The 17,073-nt window shown below is 70.2% G+C and carries 17 protein-coding genes and 1 pseudogene; 7 read left to right on the top strand and 11 right to left on the bottom strand.

Annotated elements, in window-relative coordinates:
- The first annotated feature begins 55 nt into the window (after positions 1-55).
- Positions 56-1,903 (top strand): glycoside hydrolase family 15 protein, encoded by a 1,848-nt coding sequence (locus ACWC1K_RS00400; protein ID WP_450827478.1) that lies wholly within the window; start codon positions 56-58, stop codon positions 1,901-1,903.
- Positions 1,904-1,943: 40 nt separating this feature from the next.
- Positions 1,944-3,392: an MFS transporter gene (locus ACWC1K_RS00405; RefSeq protein ID WP_450827480.1), complete on the top strand. Its 1,449-nt coding sequence runs from the start codon at positions 1,944-1,946 to the stop codon at positions 3,390-3,392.
- A 51-nt stretch (positions 3,393-3,443) separates the two neighbouring features.
- Here ACWC1K_RS00405 and ACWC1K_RS00410 read toward each other — a convergent pair whose 3' ends face one another.
- The 5 genes from ACWC1K_RS00410 to ACWC1K_RS00430 form a co-directional block, all read right to left on the bottom strand.
- Complete coding sequence (locus ACWC1K_RS00410) at positions 3,444-6,155, bottom strand: LuxR C-terminal-related transcriptional regulator (RefSeq protein ID WP_450827482.1); 2,712 nt, start codon at positions 6,153-6,155, stop codon at positions 3,444-3,446.
- Between the two features lie 93 nt (positions 6,156-6,248).
- A complete protein-coding gene (locus ACWC1K_RS00415) occupies positions 6,249-7,103 on the bottom strand; it encodes a class II glutamine amidotransferase (protein ID WP_450827484.1) in 855 nt (284 codons plus the stop codon).
- A 127-nt stretch (positions 7,104-7,230) separates the two neighbouring features.
- Positions 7,231-8,586: a diacylglycerol/lipid kinase family protein gene (locus tag ACWC1K_RS00420; RefSeq protein WP_450827486.1), complete on the bottom strand. Its 1,356-nt coding sequence runs from the start codon at positions 8,584-8,586 to the stop codon at positions 7,231-7,233.
- Between the two features lie 120 nt (positions 8,587-8,706).
- The gene (locus ACWC1K_RS00425) at positions 8,707-8,991 is read right to left on the bottom strand and encodes an SHOCT domain-containing protein (protein ID WP_450827488.1); all 285 of its coding nucleotides are present in this window, start codon (positions 8,989-8,991) and stop codon (positions 8,707-8,709) included.
- A 31-nt stretch (positions 8,992-9,022) separates the two neighbouring features.
- Positions 9,023-9,445: a DUF6325 family protein gene (locus ACWC1K_RS00430; RefSeq protein ID WP_450828064.1), complete on the bottom strand. Its 423-nt coding sequence runs from the start codon at positions 9,443-9,445 to the stop codon at positions 9,023-9,025.
- Positions 9,446-9,619: 174 nt separating this feature from the next.
- On the opposite strand from ACWC1K_RS00430, the gene ACWC1K_RS00435 reads away from it, so the two are divergent.
- On the top strand, positions 9,620-10,957 hold the full coding sequence (locus ACWC1K_RS00435) for a hypothetical protein (protein WP_450827490.1): 1,338 nt from the start codon (positions 9,620-9,622) through the stop codon (positions 10,955-10,957).
- A 105-nt stretch (positions 10,958-11,062) separates the two neighbouring features.
- On the opposite strand, the gene ACWC1K_RS00440 is transcribed toward ACWC1K_RS00435, so the two are convergent.
- Positions 11,063-11,407 carry a MerR family transcriptional regulator gene (locus ACWC1K_RS00440; RefSeq protein ID WP_450827492.1) on the bottom strand — a complete coding sequence of 115 codons (345 nt, stop codon included), beginning with the start codon at positions 11,405-11,407 and terminating at the stop codon, positions 11,063-11,065.
- A 470-nt stretch (positions 11,408-11,877) separates the two neighbouring features.
- Between ACWC1K_RS00440 and ACWC1K_RS00445 the strand changes: the two genes are divergently transcribed.
- A complete protein-coding gene (locus tag ACWC1K_RS00445; protein ID WP_450827494.1) occupies positions 11,878-12,252 on the top strand; it encodes a hypothetical protein in 375 nt (124 codons plus the stop codon).
- Positions 12,253-12,366: 114 nt separating this feature from the next.
- Here ACWC1K_RS00445 and ACWC1K_RS00450 read toward each other — a convergent pair whose 3' ends face one another.
- From ACWC1K_RS00450 to ACWC1K_RS00465, 4 genes are all read right to left on the bottom strand, one after another.
- The gene (locus ACWC1K_RS00450; RefSeq protein ID WP_111583937.1) at positions 12,367-12,570 is read right to left on the bottom strand and encodes a cold-shock protein; all 204 of its coding nucleotides are present in this window, start codon (positions 12,568-12,570) and stop codon (positions 12,367-12,369) included.
- Positions 12,571-12,864: 294 nt separating this feature from the next.
- Positions 12,865-13,551 (bottom strand): hypothetical protein, encoded by a 687-nt coding sequence (locus ACWC1K_RS00455; protein ID WP_450827496.1) that lies wholly within the window; start codon positions 13,549-13,551, stop codon positions 12,865-12,867.
- A 140-nt stretch (positions 13,552-13,691) separates the two neighbouring features.
- The gene (locus tag ACWC1K_RS00460; protein WP_450827498.1) at positions 13,692-14,441 is read right to left on the bottom strand and encodes a hypothetical protein; all 750 of its coding nucleotides are present in this window, start codon (positions 14,439-14,441) and stop codon (positions 13,692-13,694) included.
- Positions 14,442-14,502: 61 nt separating this feature from the next.
- Complete coding sequence (locus ACWC1K_RS00465; RefSeq protein WP_450827500.1) at positions 14,503-15,027, bottom strand: RNA polymerase sigma factor; 525 nt, start codon at positions 15,025-15,027, stop codon at positions 14,503-14,505.
- 145 nt (positions 15,028-15,172) lie between these two features.
- On the opposite strand from ACWC1K_RS00465, the gene ACWC1K_RS00470 reads away from it, so the two are divergent.
- The 3 genes and pseudogenes from ACWC1K_RS00470 to ACWC1K_RS00480 all read left to right on the top strand — a co-directional run bounded on the left by ACWC1K_RS00470 (position 15,173) and on the right by ACWC1K_RS00480 (position 16,606).
- Positions 15,173-16,081 carry a serine/threonine-protein kinase gene (locus ACWC1K_RS00470; RefSeq protein ID WP_450827502.1) on the top strand — a complete coding sequence of 303 codons (909 nt, stop codon included), beginning with the start codon at positions 15,173-15,175 and terminating at the stop codon, positions 16,079-16,081.
- Positions 16,082-16,147: 66 nt separating this feature from the next.
- Positions 16,148-16,240: pseudogene (locus ACWC1K_RS00475) on the top strand (VapC toxin family PIN domain ribonuclease); the annotation flags it as partial.
- Positions 16,241-16,414: 174 nt separating this feature from the next.
- Complete coding sequence (locus ACWC1K_RS00480; protein WP_351473458.1) at positions 16,415-16,606, top strand: hypothetical protein; 192 nt, start codon at positions 16,415-16,417, stop codon at positions 16,604-16,606.
- An 88-nt stretch (positions 16,607-16,694) separates the two neighbouring features.
- Here ACWC1K_RS00480 and ACWC1K_RS00485 read toward each other — a convergent pair whose 3' ends face one another.
- Positions 16,695-17,054, bottom strand: a complete 360-nt coding sequence (locus ACWC1K_RS00485; protein WP_450827504.1) for a hypothetical protein — start codon at positions 17,052-17,054, stop codon at positions 16,695-16,697.
- Positions 17,055-17,073: the final 19 nt, after the last annotated feature.

Below are 17,073 nucleotides of genomic sequence, written 5' to 3' on the forward strand. Positions count from 1 at the left end.
CGGCACCGGGTCGAGCCGCGGTGGTGACGCTCGTCGTGCCGTACGAGGAGAAGCCATGGACGACTACCCCCCGATAGCCGATCACGGGCTGGTCGGCGACCTGCAGACCGCGGCGCTGATCGCCGCCGACGGCACCGTCGACTGGTGGTGCACCCCGAGGTTCGACTCTCCCAGCGTGTTCGCCTCCCTGCTCGACAGCGACCGCGGCGGTCACTGCCGGCTGGCCGCCGACCCCGGTGACGAGGTCACCGTCCGCCAGCTCTACCTTGCCGACACCGCCGTCCTGGTGACCCGCTACATGGCCCCGGACGGCGTCGGCGAAGTCCTCGACTTCATGGATCCGGACCCGTCGACGACCCCCTCCGCCATGCACCGCTTGGTCCGGGTGGCCCGTGTGGTGCGCGGCAGCCTGCCGTTCGAGCTGATCTGCCGGCCGCGCTTCGACTACGGCCGGGCGGAGCACTCCCTGGACCGCCTCGACGACGGGTCCGTCGTCTTCCACGGCCCCGACACGGACCTGCATCTGCAGGCCACCGACCCGGTCGAGCTCCACCCGGACGGCAGCGACGTCACCGCCCGCTTCACCCTGCACGCCGGTGAACTGGCCGCGATCGTCCTCACCAGCGAGAGCGGCGACGCCGCCGCCCGCAGCGGGCGGCCCGGCGGCCCGGTTCCCGACGCCGAGGCCATCGCCGCGGCCTTCGACGCCTGCCGCACGTTCTGGCTGACCTGGCTGCGCTCCTGCCGCTACCGCGGCCGCTGGCACGAGATGGTCGTACGCTCCGCGATCACCCTCAAGCTCCTCACCTACGGCCCCACCGGCGCCCCGATCGCCGCCGCCACGATGGGCCTGCCCGAGCAGATCGGCGGCGAACGCAACTGGGACTACCGCTACACCTGGATCCGGGACGCGTCGCTCTCCGTCCGCGCACTGATCGACCTCGGTTTCACCGAGGAGGCGGGCGCCTTCCGCCGCTGGCTGCGCGAACGCCTCGATGCCGGTGCGTCCGCATCCGGCGAACCGCTCCAGATCATGTACCGCGTCGACGGCGAACCCCACCTGGTCGAGGAGGTCCTCGACCACCTGGAGGGGTACCGCCGTTCGGCACCCGTCAGGGCCGGAAACGCGGCCGCAGACCAGCTCCAGCTCGACATCTACGGCGAGGCCGCCTACGCCCTCGCCCAGGCCGAGGACATCGGCGGCATCCGGGGCTGGAAGGCCTTCGGCGGCCTTCTGGACTGGCTGGCCGACCACTGGGACCGTCCCGACGAGGGCATCTGGGAGACCCGCGGAGGCCGTCATGACTTCACCTACAGCCGGCTCATGACCTGGGTGGCCTTCGACCGCGGCGTCCACCTGGCCACCGCCCACTCACGCCCCGCCGACCTCGACCGCTGGCTGGCCGCCCGCGACACCGTCTTCCAGCAGATCGTGGACCGGGGCTGGAGCGAGAAGCGCCGCGCCTTCGTCCAGCACTACGACACGGACGTCCTCGACGCCTCCCTGCTGCTCATGCCGCACGTCGGATTCCTCGCCCCCACCGACCCCGACTGGCTGACCACCCTCGACGCCATGGACGAGGAACTCGTCAGCGACAGCCTCGTCTACCGCTACGACCCGGCCGCCTCCCCCGACGGGCTGCTGGGCTCCGAGGGCACCTTCAACCTGTGCAGCTTCCTCTACGTCGAGGCACTCGCCAAGTCCGGCCGCATCCACCAGGCCCGCTACGCGTTCGACAAGATGCTCACCTACGCCAACCATGTCGGTCTCTTCGCCGAGGAGATCGGGCCGTCCGGCGAGCAACTCGGCAACTTCCCCCAGGCGTTCACCCACCTGGCCCTCATCGACGCGGCGATCGCGCTCGACGAGAAACTCGACAGGGCAGAAGACGCGGCCCGTTGACCGCCCGGCGCACGACCCGACGCGAGGGAGTGCAGGGACCATGACCGCGCAGAGACCCCCAGCCGACCTCCGCCTTCCGCCGCAGGCCGGTTCCCGCCGACGGGCCTTGGCCCCGCTCGCCCTTGCGCAGTTCATCTGCAGCTTCGCCGGGTCGAACATGAACGTGATGATCAACGACATCAGCCACGACCTCGACACGACCGTCCAGGGCGTCCAGGTCGCCATCACGATCTTCCTGGTGGTCATGGCCGCGCTGATGATCCCCGGCGGCAAGCTGACCGACATCCTCGGCCGTAGGCGCTGCTTCCTGACCGGCCTCGTCGTGTACGGGATCGGCGCCGTGCTCAGTGCGGTGGCGCCCGGCCTCGGCGTGCTGATCCTCGGCAACTCGATCCTCGAGGGCGTCGGCACCGCTCTGCTGATCCCGCCGGTCTACATCCTCACCACGCTGCTCTTCGCCGACCTGACCTCACGCGCACGCGCCTTCGGTGTCGTCATGGCGGCCGGCGGCATCGGCGCGGCGGCGGGCCCGCTGATCGGCGGTCTGATCACCTCGGCGATCAGCTGGCGGGCGGCGTTCGTCTTCCAGGCTCTGGTGATCGTGCTGATCGTCGTCCTGAGCGTCTCGCTCGAAGACCCGCTGCCGCCCGATCCGGGCCGGCACTTCGACGGCCGCGGCGCCGCGCTCTCGGCGGCCGGCCTCGTACTGATCGTCACGGGAATCCTCGCCGCCGACAACAACCTCTGGCTGATGGCCGCGCTGCTGGCGGCCGGGACACTCGTCCTGGTCTGGTTCCTGCTGTGGACCCGCAGAGAGGAGAAGGCAGGGCGGGAGCCGCTGCTGTCGACCGGCCTGTTCCGCAACCGCACGTCCAATCTCGGCCTGATCACCCAGAACGCCCAGTGGCTGGTGCTCATGGGCACCTCGTTCACCGTCGCCGCGTTCCTTCAGGTCGTCCGCGGCTACGACGCCGTCGAGACGGGCGTGATCTTCACCGCGGCCACCCTCGGCCTGCTCGTCTCCTCGCTCGCCGCCGAGCGCCTCGCGAAACGATGGCCGCAGCGCTCACTGATCATGACCGGGTTCGCCGTGGCCGTCGCCGGGATCGGCGTTCTGATCGGCCTCGTCGCCGGCTCCTCCGGACCGTGGGGGTTCGCCCCGGGCCTGCTGCTGATCGGCCTCGGGCTCGGCGTGATGCTGACGCCCTCCGTCAACGTCGTCCAGTCCGCCTTTCCCGAGCAACGCCAGGGCGAGATCTCCGGTCTGTCCCGCAGCGTCTCCAACCTCGGCTCGTCCTTCGGCACCGCCATCGCCGGCACCATCCTCGTCGCCGGTCTGACGAAGAACGCCTACGCCTGCGCGATGGCCGTGCTCGGTGTCGTGGGGCTCGGCGGCCTGACCGCCGCCGCCTTCCTGCCCCGTACCACCGCGCCGGCCGCGGGCCACCACCCGGCCGACCTCCGGCAGACGCCGGGACCGCACCGGTGACCGGCTCCAGGCACACGCAAGGCTCTCGTCGGACCGTTCACCGACGCCGGTTCACAGCAGTTCGAGGTCGCGCGCGCGGCGCACCGCTTCGTTGCGCCGGTTCACCGCCAGCTTCCGGTAGACGCTCTTGAGGTGGGTCTTCACCGTGTTGACCGACACGTAGAGGTCGGCGGCGATCTCCTCGGTCGACATCATCGCGGCCAGCCGCTCCAGCACGTCGTGCTCGCGTCGGCTCAGCCCCTCCGCGACGAGCGACAAGGGCCGCTCGTCGACCGCGGTCGGCTCACCCGGTCGTGACGGACCAGGCGTGAGCCAGCCCGCAGCCAGCTCGCCCAGTGCCTCGGTGGAGAGGAAGGAGCTGATCCACGGCCGGGCGTCGAGGAACGGTCTGCGAAGTCGCTCGCGCCGGGCATCGAGGAGTGCCTGCTCGACGAGCCTGCGGGCGGTGGCCGTGTCCCCCGCCGCATCCGCGACCCGGGCTCTGACCAGGCCGGCCCGGACAGACACCGCAGGCCCGGTCCGGCCCCGGGGCACCGTGATGCTGTCGAGCAGGTCGACCGCCGCTCCCGGACGGCCCGCGGCGAGCAGGGTCCGCGCGGCCTCCACGGCACATGCCGGTTGGTCACCGGACACCACCTGGAGCACCTCGGCGGCCCGGTCCGGCCGCCCTTCGGCCAAATGCGCCGCGGAGGCGACCAGCGCCTCATGACTCGCCGCCCAGGGTGAGGACACGACGGCTCGGACGCCCGGGTGCGCCGCCTCGACGGCGGTACGTGCGTCGCCCTGGAGCAGCAGCAGACGAGCCCTGGCCATGGCTTGTCCCGCGGCCATCACCGGATCGTGTGCCGTGGCGGAGAGCAGGACCGTCTCGTCGAGGAGAGCCTGGGCCCGGTCCAGCTCGTCGCGGTCGAGGGCCACGGCGGCGAGCACCAGCAGTCCCATGCCCGTGCCCGCGACCGGTCCGGAGGCGCACGGCTGGGACGGACCGAGCCGCCCCGCCTCGGAGACCCCCGCCAGAGCCTTGTGCTCCGCCCGGCCGATCCAGCCGTTCAGGTAGTCGATCAGCGCCAGGTGTCCCATCGACTCCTCACGGGCAAGCACGGTGGACGATCCGCCAGGAGTACCGGCCACCGTGGTCAGGGCGGCCCGCGCGTCCTCGAAGCGCCCGGCCCACAGGCGTGTGGAGCCCAGATGGGTCAGCAGGAGCGCGGTGACCTCGGGATGCTTGTCCAGGAGATGTCCGGGGACCTCCCGCCGGAGTTCGTCGGCCGCCTCCGCGGCCTTCTCGGCCCGTTCCGGAGAGCCGGTCAGCCGGGCGGCCAGTGCCTCCAGCAGCGCACAGCTCAGTTTCGCGGCCGGCCCGACAGGCTCGGAGGCCAACCGCTCCTCGGCTTGGTGCAGGTGGGAGAGTCCGCGCTCGACATCGCACCGGGACAGGTCGCGGGCCGCCCGCACGAGGTCCGCCGCGGGGCCGGTGGCCTCGAGGTCCATCCCGGCGAACAACTGGTCCAGGTCACCCGAGCGCAGGCTGGTGAAGAGCTGTCCGATCGCCAGGTCGTCGACGAGGGCACCGGCGGTGAAACCCCAGTCGCCCGAGGCCGCGCCGTGAGCCAGTGTCTCCGGGAGGGATCCGCAGCTGAGCAGCCACTGCGCGGCCCGCCGGTGGAGTTCGGGCTCCAGCCCGGGCAGGCGCACCCGCAGATGGGCCCGGAGTATCTCCCCGAACAGCGGGTGGAGCCGGTACCACGAGTGTCCGAGGTGCTCGACGAACGCGTTCGCGCGGTGCAGTCCGACGAGGATGGGCTCGGCATCGGTCCGCCGGGTCAGCGCGTTCGCCAGGTCCGGACAGAAACGCTGCAGGACGCTGACGCGCAGCAGGAGGTCCTGCGCCTCGTCCGTCTGCCGCTTGAGCACCTCGGCCAGCAGGAAGTCCGCGACCGTACTGCGTCCCGCCTCGAACTCCTTCAGATACAGCTCCGGGTCGGCGCTCTCCCGCGCGGCCAGGGCGCACAGGCGCAGGCCGGCAGCCCAGCCCCGGGTGCGGTCCACCAGGGCCTGCGCGGCATGGACCGGCAGGCTCAGACCGTGCAGCTCCAACAGGGCTACGGCCTCCTCGGGGGTGAAGGCCAGCTCCGCCGCGCGGATCTCCGTCAGCTCGCCGGCCGTCCGGTAGCGGTGCAGCGGCAGCAGGGGTTCCGTGCGGGTGACGAGGACCAGGCGCAGGCCCGGGCCGGCGTGGTGCAGGACGAATTCCAGCTGCTCCGCCACCTCGGGGGCGGTCACGCGGTCGTACTCGTCGAGCACGACCACCACGGGCCGGTCACGTTCGTTCAGTTCGGCGGCGAGCGTCGCCAGCACCCTGTGGTCCACCCCGGCCGCCTCGGTCAGCAGCCCGAGGGCACCGGCGGCCGGCACACCGCACGCGCCCAGAGCCTTCAGGACGTACGCCCAGAACACACCGGGACGCCCGTCCCCCTCCTCAGCGGTGAGCCAGGCGACCGGCTGCCGCAGTCCGGCGGCCCAGTCGGCGGTCAGCAGGGTCTTTCCTGTGCCGGCCGCTCCGTTGACCAGGGTCAGAGGCGTCTGAAGAGCCTGGTCCAGGTGCCGGACGAGCCGCTGGCGCCGCAGGTATGTCGCCGGCCTCGACGGCAGCGCGATCCGGGTGCGGAGAAACGGGTCCCCCAGAGGATCGACGCCCACACCAGTGGGATCGGCCGGTCCTCGAGCACGGTCGTCGGCATCCGCCACGGCGCTCACCACCACTGTCCGTCAGAAGTCGCGTCCTGGGCAGCGCTCTTTCATCCAGCATCCCAGTGTTCCTGCTCCCGCGCGCGCGAGCAGGGACGTGCGTGCTGGTCAGACCCGGGCCGAGCCGTCCTGGAGGTCGGGCCGGAAGGTGCCGATCACGCCATCGCCCGGCTGGATGACGCCGTAGCTGTTCTCCGGTACCTCGTTCCAGGCGCCGGGGAGGTCGCCCAGTGGTTCGGACACGACGAGGCGGGTCTCGTCGGAGACGTTCCGGAGGAACTCCGCGTCCGGGTGGAGTGTGCGCAGGGTGTCCACCTTGGTACTGAAGTACAACGACCGTGAGCGCCCTTCGCTGGAGTAGCGGAAGACCCATACGCGCTCGCCGTCGGCCACCGCGACGGTCATCTGGAGCGGGTGCCGGACGCCGTGCGCGTGCCCCGTTCTCTCGACGAGGCCCGCCATGCGTGCCACGGCTTCGGGCGGATGCTCCGGCAGGCCGAAGGTCAGGGCGAGGAAGAACATGAGCTCCGAGTCGGTGGACCCCTCGATGTCGGGGTACAGCGCCGGATCGACGGCCAGGGCGAGGTCACGCCGCAGGAGGCGGAATCCGTTGATCATCCCGTTGTGCATCCACATCCAGCGGCCGTTGCGGAAGGGATGGCAGTTGGACTGCTGCACGGCTGTCCCGGTCGCCGCCCTGATGTGGGCGAAGAAGAGACCCGAGCGAACGTGTTGGGCGACCTCCCGCAGATTGCGGTTGTTCCAGGCCGGCCCCACGTCTCGCACGATCGCCGGAGTGTCGGCCGTGTCCTGGGCGTACCAGCCGATACCGAAGCCGTCGCCGTTGGTCGTCTCCACCCCCATACGGGAGTGCAGACTCTGGTCGATCAGAGAGTGGGCCGGCTCCAGCAGAACCTGGCTGAGAAGGACGGGGGTGCCCGAATAGGCGATCCAGCGACACATCTGGGATCCCTCCACTCCTGGGTCAACAGCCGTTTCCCCGCCTTCGCGGGGGCCGCTGATCGGCGTGGCTGTGCGGTGCTGAGCGTTCTTGTCCGGGCACGTGCGGGCGCCGGATCGCGCCGGGGCCTCAGCGGGGCCGACGCCCCACCGCGGTCCGTCCCATCGTCCTCGCGAGCCGCCCCACCTGGCGCCAGTTCATGGCGGGTCTGCCAGGGGGGACACCGGGACGGTGGCGGGGCACGCGCACCCGGAGGGCGCGCGGCTCGATCCGGCAGTGGACGGGGGTCCGCAGGACGAGGGCCTCACCGTCGACGCCCACGGGAACGCTGGGCGCGTCCGCGGCCACCACGACGTCCTGGGCGGTGAGCGAGACCAGGCCGGGTGAATGTTTGCCGCGGAGCATCCCGGCCGCCTGTGCGGCGTTGTCGACCTTGACGCCGAGCACCCCGAGAACACCGGAATCCAGCCGCTCGCGAAGTCCCAGCCCCGCCGGGTCGTCCGTTCGGTAGGGGTTGTTGCTCACCAGTACGGCCTGTGGTGCCTCGATGACCGCCTCGCCGTCCGCGGTCCGCGCGCGGACGGTGAGGCACGGGCCGCTGTGACGGGTCAGCAGGTCCGGGAGCATCTGGAGGGCGGTGCGGGCCTTGTCCTCGCGGTACGCGGGACTCTGGACGACGGTCGCGTAGGCGCCGAAGGAGGCGTTGTTGACGAAGACCCGGTCGCCGACATAGCCCAGGTCGATGCGGAGTTCGACGCCGTCGGTGAGCGCGTCCAGACACAGTGAGGGATCCTCCCTGTCCAGGCCGAGGTCCAGGGCGAAGTGGTTGCGGGTACCGGCGGAGATCACCATGAACGGAAGCCCGCGCTCGACCGCCACTCCCGCGACCAGAGCCTGGGTGCCGTCGCCTCCGGCGACGCCGAGCAGGTCGGCGCCCTCGTCGGCGGCCTGCCGGGCGAGCGCGGCCACGTCCTGGTGATGGGCCGGGTCCAGGACGACGACCTGCGCGCCGAGGCCCTTCGCCTTCTCCTCCAGGTGGAAGCGCCCGACCTTTCCGCCGCCCGAGCGCGGGTTCATGATGAGGAAGGGCCGCCGGGGGGAGGCGACCGCGCGTTCCCGAACACCGGTCGGCCCACGGTCGGCGGCCAGCGCGGTCCGGCCGCTGAGGACGGCCAGCACCCACAGCGCGAGCGAGACGAGCGCAACCCACAGCAGTCCGGCCACCGCGTAGAGCACGACCACGGCGACGGGCGCGCCCAGGGCCAGCACGACGGCCAGCGCCCTGGCCGGGCCGGTGCGGGCCAGCGCCCACCAGACGCCCGCGGCCGCGATCCCCAGCCCGGCCAGCCCCACTCCCACCAGCAGAACGCTCTGGAGCCCGGCGAACAGCAGCAGGACCACCGCAGCCGCCGTTCCCGCGGCCAGGGACAGGCGCGCCGTCCACCGCGGAGCCGGGCGTCTCCTCACGAGTGCTGCCCACTTCATGCGACCTCCCGTGTGCGGACGTGCCTGTCCCATCACATCGGAGCCCGCTTGAACCGGAATCACCCGCAGAGGGCGATCTGGTGGACGCAGACCCAAGGGCACTCGCCTGCACCCGTCGGGTCAGGAACCGAGCAGCTTGCGCTTCTGGTCCTCGAACTCCGCTTCGGTGAGAACGCCCTGGGTCTTGAGGTCGCCCAGCTGCTTCAGCTGCTCGATCTTGCTGGTCATGTCGGTGGCCGGGGGAGCGTACGGCTCGGCAGGAGGCGCGGGCTGCGGTGCGGGCGCCTGGTACTCCTGCTGGGCCGCCCATCTCCCCTGCTGCCGGCGGGACACACGGTTCGACACGGCGGTCGCCGTTCCGGCGACGACGGCCGTACGGGCGACTCCTCGGAGGAGTCCTGGCATGGCGATCTCCCTTCTCGCTTCCACTCGCTCGTCAGGGCGCGGTCTCGGTCGCGTCGAGCGCGGCCAGAACGGCCGGCGCGGGAATCCTTCCGGAGGCGACCAGCTCGGCACCGCCGCGGTGCAGGGCGGCGGCGAACGGGGCGGCCCAGAGGTTCTCGTAGATCAGGACGCCGGCGGAGTTGCCGGGTTCCAGGGCGGCGGCTGCCTCTTCGAGGTCGTCCTGGCCCAGCAGCCCGGAGGAGGCTCCTTCGAAGACGGCCAGGTCGAGTCGGCCGTCGCCGGTGAGATCTCCGATCTCCAGGACGCTCACCGATCCGTCGGTGTCCTTCCGGATGAACGTCAGGTCGAGAATCCGGATGAGGCCGCGGTCCACCAGATCGACCAGGATGGGGAGGCCCTCGCCGGTCATTCGGTTGCCGGGAAACTCGACGACCAGATAGTCGATCGGTCCCATCTCGCCGGATGTGTCGACTTCGTCGAATGCGTCGCTCACGGCGTCACCTCTGAGCTCGTGGCTGTCCCCCATGCCATTGCATCATCGGACCCCGCCGGTCGCACGTCGTGCGCGGTTCACCCGTCGGGCCCACCCGGGTCGCGCCTGCGGCATCGCATGGGTCTTCTGGTGCCCATGGCACCCACAGCTGACGAGCCGCTCTCGAACAGCGAGCGCAGCGAACTGGATGAACTGCGGCACCGCGTGGGTGCCCTCGAGAGTGGCGCGCGCCCGCAGGCGGCACGGCATCATCCGTTCCGGTCCACGGGCTCCGTCCTGCTGATTCTCCTCGCGGCCCTGTTGTCGCTGCTGTCCGTCGTCGCGGTCTGGGCGAACAGCATCGTGCGGGACACGGACCGCTACGTCGCCACGGTGGGGCCGCTGGCAAGCAATCCGGATGTGCAGAAGGCGGTCACCCGGCGGGTCACTGACGCGGTGCTGGCACAGATCGACGTGGACGCCCTGGTCAAGCAGTTGCAGGACACCGTGTCGGAGAAGGGCGTCCCACCGAAGGCGGCCCAGCTGGTCGGCAATCTGCAGGCACCGATCACCAACGGTCTGAAGCAGCTGGTCAGCGGCACCGTTGAGCGAGTGGTCACCAGCAGTGCCTTCGAGACGGTCTGGGTGGAGGCCAACCGCAGAGTGCACTCGGCCGTCGACAAGGCCCTGACGGGCAAGGCCGATGGCGCGGTCTCGCTCAAGAACAACCAGGTGGCCATCGACGTGGGGCCGATCGTGGCCAAGGTCAAGGAGCGGCTGGTCAACGCCGGCCTTTCCGTGGCCGCGAAGATCCCGGACGTCCACACGAACTTCGTGGTGTTCGAGTCGAAGGACATCGGCAAGATCAGGACATACATGAGGGTGCTGCAGATCATGGGCGGCTGGCTGCCCGTCGTCGCCCTGCTGGTCGCCGCCGCGGGGGTCTACACCGCGTTCAACCGTCGGCACGCGCTGATCGGGGCCGCGTTGGCGGTGTTCGCGGCCATGCTGATCCTCGGCATCGTGCTCACCGTCTTCCGTGACGTGTACCTCGACCATCTGCCCCCCGGCGCCTCGCCGGCCGCCGCCGGAGCGGTGTACGACGCGCTGATCAAGTTCCTGCGCGCGGGTGTACGGGCGCTCGGTGCCGTAGCCCTCATCACAGCCGTCGGCGCCTTCCTCAGCGGCCCGTCCCGGATCGCCGTCCTCGTCCGCACGAGCTGCCGCAGGAGCATCGGCGCCGTGCGTGACGTGGCGGTCTCCGGAGGGCTTCGACTGGGGGCGGTCGGGCGGTTCGTGCACCGCTTCAAGCGCTGGATCGGGGTCGCGATCGTGGTGGTCGCCGCGATCGTCCTGTTCACCTGGAGTTATCCGACCACGATGGTCGTGGTGTGGACCGCGGTCATCGTGCTGGCGTGCTTCGCGATCCGTGAATTCCTGGACACCGGATCCGCACCTGCCGCCACCGACTCCCGGACAACCACCGTTCCCTGACGTATCGCCAGGACTGCCCCGTGGACATCGCGGTCCGCGCGAACTCGCCCCGGTTCTCGGGACGTCGTCAGCCACGACAACGGTGGAAGGCACACGCCCGTGTGTTCAGGCGGAGCCGGCGCGGCCCGCCGATTCGCCGGCGGCGCGACGGTACTCGGCGTTGATGCGCTGCGCTTCCTCGAGCTGGTCCTCGAGGATGACGATGCGGCACGCGGCCTCGATCGGAGTCCCCTTGTCGACGAGCTCCCGGGCGCGCGCGGCGATCCGCAGCTGGTAGCGGGAGTACCGGCGGTGTCCTCCCTCCGAGCGGAGCGGAGTGATCAGACGAGCCTCACCGATGGCTCGGAGGAAGGCCGGGGTGGCGCCGAGCATCTCGGCTGCCCGGCCCATGGAGTACGCGGGGTAGTCGTCGTCGTCCAGACGATCATTCAGGGGGTTGTCCGATGTCATGTCACCTCGCTGTGCAACGCGTCGAGGGGCCCTGGTGCCGTACGGCACCAGGGCCCCGAAGGAAATTGAACACCATCTGTCGGCCCTACTGCTGTGCCGACCTTCTGTCCGCTACCCGGCTCGGCAGAGGGGGGTGCGGGGGGATCGCAGCTGCTTGACCGGGGATCACCATCCATTCGGGGTTCTCGCGGTACCCGGTCCGAACTCCTCGGGCCGGGCGTTTCTGATGGCGTCTGCCCGCCAGTTCGTGTCTGGCGGCTCTCTTGGACCGTCTCTACGAGAAGAAGCGTACCCACGCCAGGGGCAAAAATCTACTCCAGCGAGAGAAGATTTCACTCTTCTGGTGGAGGAGGAACCCTGCCGTGGCCGGACCTCATCGGTGGGCCGACGCCGCCTGCTCGTCACCGGGCGCGGCAACTTCGGCCCCGCGGGGGTTTCGGGTGGGGGCGGGCCGCATAAGCTCTGCTGTCATGTCGAACCCTGATGAGCTGCTCGTCGCCATCTCCGCCGCGGTGGAGTCCGAGCGAAGCAATCAGATGTCGCTGACCGTGGTCGTCGGCGGCGCCGTCATCACCGGCCGGCTGGCTCCGGAGGCCGTATGGAGGGAGCGGGTGGCGGAGGTCCTGAAGGACTCGGACCGTCTCGGCCCGTTCTCGGACGTCTTTGCGAGCAGTCCGCGAGAGAACCGGTCCGATCGCGGGGAGGCGCCCACGCATCTGCACTTTCATCTCGCCCGGATCCTGCAGGGCACCCTCGGTATTCCGGAGACGGGTGGCATGTACCGAGTCGCGATCGAGGACGTCAGCGCATGGACCGTAGGAGATCTCATCCACTTCGACCGGTGAGACGCCGCTTGAGCCCACCGGGACAGGGGTGAATCACCCCGGGAATGAAACGAGCTGGGGCCCGCACCTCAAGGTGCGGGCCCCAGCTACGAAGTATGCGTCAGTGCCGGTGCGTCAGGCGGGAACGATGTTCTCGGCCGTCGGGCCCTTCTGGCCCTGCGCGATGTCGAACGACACCTTCTGGCCTTCCTGCAGCTCGCGGAAGCCCTGGGTGGCGATGTTCGAGTAGTGGGCGAAGACGTCGGGGCCGCCGCCGTCCTGCTCGATGAAGCCGAAGCCCTTTTCCGCGTTGAACCACTTCACAGTGCCGTTGGCCATTGTTTTCTCCTTCGGAGGCGGTGTACGGGAATACGCCCTGTGCGCATTCCGTGTCGCCGTGATGATCAGCCGTCGGAAAAACCTTCTGGCAACCACACCTGCAACTGGCTTCGACAGTAGCACGGTGCGATCGGCCCTGCGTGGTGGAAAATTCCGCTCCACCGGACGGCCGAGAAATACTCGCCGCACCCCGCACCTATTTCTCATTTCACGGGTACAGATATTGCTTTCCTCGGACGCGGCTTTTCTGCTGTGACTTCCACCCGGAACCGTCCGGGACGGCCCGGGACGGGGTCAGTGGCTGAGCCGGTTGACGGCAGCGGCGGCGATGCCTTCCATGTAGCCGGGGTCGTCGCTGGGCTGACCGGTGAGTTCGACGATGCCGAACCTGTGGCCGCTGCGGATCACCGCGACGCCGCCGGCAACCTTGCCGTCGCCGTTGAAGGCCGGGTACCAACTGCCCTCGCCGGCCTTGACGGTGATCGCGTGCCCCTTGCCGTAGTACCAGTGACCCTGGGGCTCGTCCTGGCAGCCGCGCACCAGCTTCTCGAGCCGCTTCTTGTACGAGGCCGCCGACGCGTCGGTGGAACCGTCCGCGGCGGATTCGGTCAGCGAGGTGGCCTTGGTGTCGAAGGTCCAGGTCACCTCGGCATAGGCGGCGGCCTTCCCCCTGGTCAGCTCTCGCATCGTCTCCTCGCCGGAGCATGCCGAGAGAGCTTGCTTCCCGGTCAGGCCCACCGCCGCGCGGACCGGGACCAGGCCCTGCTGGAAGAAGTCGTCACTCTGCAACAGGCCGGCGGAGCCGAGGCCGGGTCCGGAGGCAGACGCGGTGGCCGACCGGCTCGCGGAACCCGTGTCCGCGCCGGCGGCGGGAAACGCACCGATGCCCACCGCTATCAGTGCGGCACCGACGGCGGCGGCCACTCCTGCGGTACGCCCGCGACGCGCGAACTTCCTGTGGCCTGCCTGGTTGTCGAACATCTCATCTCCTGTCTGGTCGCGACGCGGTTGGCGTCGTCGTACGTCTGGGAGATGCCGGAGGTACGGGAGATGTTGGATGGCGATCTGCCGAGATGGGTGTGATCCACGTCACACCTGTCGGCAGGGTGGGCGGGGTGGTCTCAGAGCCGTGTCACGGCCGCACGGACGATCCGCGTCATCGCGGCAGAACCCAGGCAGGCATCGACCTCCAGGACCCCGTAGTGCGAGCCGTTGCGGAGTACGGCAATGCCTCCACACGGCTCCTTGCCCCGGGGAGCGGTCCCTGTCGTGTTCAGATCGCCGCTGTAGACACCCATCCAACTCGCGGTGATGTCCGCGGCGACATCAATCGTGTGCGTCGGCCCGTACACCCAGTGCGTGGCCGGTTCGCTCTGGCACGGCACCTCCTCCAACAGCAGGCGTTCGGCGTAGTTCTGGGCCAGCGCCCGGCTACCGGCGTCGTCGGCGACTTCGCGTGCGACCTGATCGTCGATGTTGCCGGCCTGGGTGGGGTCGCCGCCGGTCCCCGCCTTTTCGTTCGTCACCAACCCGCGGAAGTGCGCGCCGTACGCTCCCAGGGTCTCCCCGAGGGTCTTCTCGCCGGTGCAGGTCGCGTTGGCGTAGTTGCCGTCTCCGACGCGGTCGCGCACGTAGATGCGCTGGGAGACACCGACTTTCCTGAACTCGGCCACTGTCAGCAGGTGCCGGGTCGTCATGGGCCCGCTCGCGGGCCTCGGCCTCGGAGAGCCGCTGCCCGGCGAGGATGCCGCGGTGCCCGGTGTCGTCTTCGGTGTGCCCGCGGCAGACGGCGCGGGCAGCACGAACCGGCCGGTCAGCAGGCCGAGTCCGAGGGCTACCGTCAGGACGAGGACGATGGTCCGAGGCCGCACGGCAGCACCTCCCGGCCCGCGGTCGCGCTGATGCCGGGTGGGAGCGGGGAGGCGGGGCGTCTCAGAAGCCACCGCCGAGGCGGTCCCGCATGAAGCGACGGGCCTGATGGATGCGGTCCTTGACCGTGCCCAGAGGAGCGTCGGTGATCTCGGCGACCTGAAGATAGGTCAGGTCGCCGAGATCGCGGAGCACGAAGGACTCCACCAGGGCCGGGTGCCGCTCCTCCAGTGCCGCCAGCGACTCCATCAGGTCCAGACGGGTCCCCGCGATGACGCTCGTCGTCCGGGGGTCGACACCGTCGGGCACGACCGCATGACTGTCCTCCGCGCGCCGGCGCATCGAGCGATACGTGGCCCTGGCGGCGTTCGACGCGATCACTGTCACCCAGCCGAGGAACGAGCCCCGCCCGCTGTACTCGTGCAGATGCGTGCTGATGGAGAACAGGGCGTCCTGCGCGGCCTCTTCGGCGTCGGCGTGGTGCGGAAGGAAGCGGGAGCAGCGGCGCATGACGGTGGGCCGAAGCCTGACGAGGAGGCGGTCCAGGGATGCCCGGTCACCTGCCTGGGCAGATGCCACGAGCTGCATCAGCTCATCCTCCTCGAACACCCTGCAGTCCCCCCGCTATCGTCCGACCTGGACCCCCACCGGGTCGCACGGACGTCCCCGACCACGGCCGACCACAGTCGGCCATCTCGCTCTCCGCCACCTCGCCCCGGAAAAATGTTGCCACATGCAGAAGCTAGGTCGTTATCTCCTCGAGGACAGGCTGGGAGCCGGTTCGTTCGCCACCGTCTGGAAGGCATACGACCCCGAGCTCGACACCGATGTCGCGGTCAAGGTGCTGGCCGACAACTGGGCGTCGAACGCCGATGTACGGCAGCGCTTCCTGGCGGAGGCGAGGCTGCTCCGCCGGATCTCCAGCCCCCGCGTCGTGCGCGTGCACGACGTCGGCGTCCAGGACGACCGGCCCTACTTCGTCATGGACTACGTCCGCGGCGGCACGCTGGCCGAGCAGACGGGGCACTGCCCGCCCGCGGAGGCGCTCCGGCTCGCGGCCGAGGCCGGGTACGCGGTTCAGGTGCTCCATGACGCGGGCGTCGTCCACCGCGACATCAAGCCGTCGAACCTCCTGCTCGACGCCGGCCGCACACCTGCCGCCGTACTGGTCGCGGACCTCGGCAGCGCGAAGCAACTGGCCGACGCGTCGGGGCTGACGGTGACCACCGGCACTCCCGCGTACATGGCGCCCGAACAGGCCTTCCAGACCGGCGGGTTCGACGGTCGAGCCGATGTGTACGCCCTCGGTGTCGTCGCGTTCGAGTTGCTGACCGGACGCAAGCCGTTCGGGTCGGGCGGTCGCACAGTCCTGGTGACGCGGCAGACGTCGACGTCGTCGTTGCCGGCCCTTCCCCGAGAGCTGGGGGTCCCGGACGGCATCGAAACACTGCTCCACGCCGCGCTGTCCGTAGACCCCGACGAACGACCGCAGACCGCACAGGCCTTCGCGGATGCGCTGCTGGCCGGGGAGAACGAGGAGTGGACGTCGGCCAGGCCCTCGGGACCGACGAGCCTGACGGTCTGGCTTGCGGCGGTCGTCGTGTTCCTGTTGACAACGGCACTGACCTGGTTGCTCCGCTGAACCCACGGGCGACGACCGCGTCCCGCCCGACGGCGCGCCCGGTCCAGTGAGACCGGCTGGGGTTCGGCGGCGAACGAGGCCGTCATGGCGGCGGTCCTGCTGGTCATGTCCCCGCTCCTGCCGGCCGAACTGGATCACGCGGCGACGCGTGCGCTCGGCCTGCACCGGCGCCGCTCGGGGAAAAAACGAGCAGGGGCGGCCGCGGCGGTCCGGACGCGTCCCAGGCGGACGCCTCCCCCCATACGTCGGGGACGACCGTCGAATGCTTCGGGCGGCCTCCGCGGGGAACTCGGTCGATCCGAAAGCCCTCCGACGCAAGCGGGGTGCACGTAGATGTCCAATCCACAGCAACCGGAACAGCGGCGCAGTGAGAAGGGCGGCGCGACACCGCAGGATGTCGCCGAACTCAAGGCCCGGCAGTCCGAGTCAAAGGGCGGCGGACGTGCCCACGGCACCGACAAGGGGGACAAGGGTGGTGGCGAAGGCGGAGGGGTGCCGCCGGACCAGCAGGCCGAGCACCCGTGAGCCGGTCACGTACGAGCTCTGTGGGGTGGGTACGGGAGCCCTTGAGTCGCGGCAGGTGGGAGTAGTCGTACAGCTCGACGGCCGCCGCTCATGCAGCCGTGGTCAGTGCGGTGGCCGTCGCGATCGCCGTGTCGGCGCGGGCGTGGACCACCAGTCGAATGCCTTCTTCGGTGTCGGCACCGGCCGCGAGGAGGCGTCGTAGGGGGGCGCTGTGGGTGGCCACGGACATCACCAGGTCGAGGCGGCTGCACAGGCGGTGGGCGCGCAGGACGACGCTGAGCGTGGCCTGGGTCGGCGCGGGATGGTCGAGGACGATCACGACCGACGCCGGCTTGTATCCGTGGACGAGGTCGCTGATCTCAGTGAGCAGGGCAGCCCTCATGTCGACGCCGGGGTCGTCGTGCACCGTGATGACGAGCACACGTCGCTCAAGCATGTGAGACACCATCACGTTTCCCCTCTTTCAT

Source organism: Streptomyces sp. NPDC001492 (assembly GCF_053597275.1).

Coding starts and splice junctions, on each gene's coding strand:
- ACWC1K_RS00400 (WP_450827478.1), top strand. CDS start 56: ATGGACGACTACCCCCCGATAGCCGATCACGGGCTGGTCGGCGACCTG.
- ACWC1K_RS00405 (WP_450827480.1), top strand. CDS start 1,944: ATGACCGCGCAGAGACCCCCAGCCGACCTCCGCCTTCCGCCGCAGGCC.
- ACWC1K_RS00415 (WP_450827484.1), bottom strand. CDS start 7,103: ATGTGTCGCTGGATCGCCTATTCGGGCACCCCCGTCCTTCTCAGCCAG.
- ACWC1K_RS00420 (WP_450827486.1), bottom strand. CDS start 8,586: ATGAAGTGGGCAGCACTCGTGAGGAGACGCCCGGCTCCGCGGTGGACG.
- ACWC1K_RS00425 (WP_450827488.1), bottom strand. CDS start 8,991: ATGCCAGGACTCCTCCGAGGAGTCGCCCGTACGGCCGTCGTCGCCGGA.
- ACWC1K_RS00430 (WP_450828064.1), bottom strand. CDS start 9,445: ATGGGACCGATCGACTATCTGGTCGTCGAGTTTCCCGGCAACCGAATG.
- ACWC1K_RS00435 (WP_450827490.1), top strand. CDS start 9,620: ATGGCACCCACAGCTGACGAGCCGCTCTCGAACAGCGAGCGCAGCGAA.
- ACWC1K_RS00440 (WP_450827492.1), bottom strand. CDS start 11,407: ATGACATCGGACAACCCCCTGAATGATCGTCTGGACGACGACGACTAC.
- ACWC1K_RS00445 (WP_450827494.1), top strand. CDS start 11,878: ATGTCGAACCCTGATGAGCTGCTCGTCGCCATCTCCGCCGCGGTGGAG.
- ACWC1K_RS00450 (WP_111583937.1), bottom strand. CDS start 12,570: ATGGCCAACGGCACTGTGAAGTGGTTCAACGCGGAAAAGGGCTTCGGC.
- ACWC1K_RS00455 (WP_450827496.1), bottom strand. CDS start 13,551: ATGTTCGACAACCAGGCAGGCCACAGGAAGTTCGCGCGTCGCGGGCGT.
- ACWC1K_RS00465 (WP_450827500.1), bottom strand. CDS start 15,027: ATGCAGCTCGTGGCATCTGCCCAGGCAGGTGACCGGGCATCCCTGGAC.
- ACWC1K_RS00470 (WP_450827502.1), top strand. CDS start 15,173: ATGCAGAAGCTAGGTCGTTATCTCCTCGAGGACAGGCTGGGAGCCGGT.
- ACWC1K_RS00480 (WP_351473458.1), top strand. CDS start 16,415: ATGTCCAATCCACAGCAACCGGAACAGCGGCGCAGTGAGAAGGGCGGC.
- ACWC1K_RS00485 (WP_450827504.1), bottom strand. CDS start 17,054: ATGGTGTCTCACATGCTTGAGCGACGTGTGCTCGTCATCACGGTGCAC.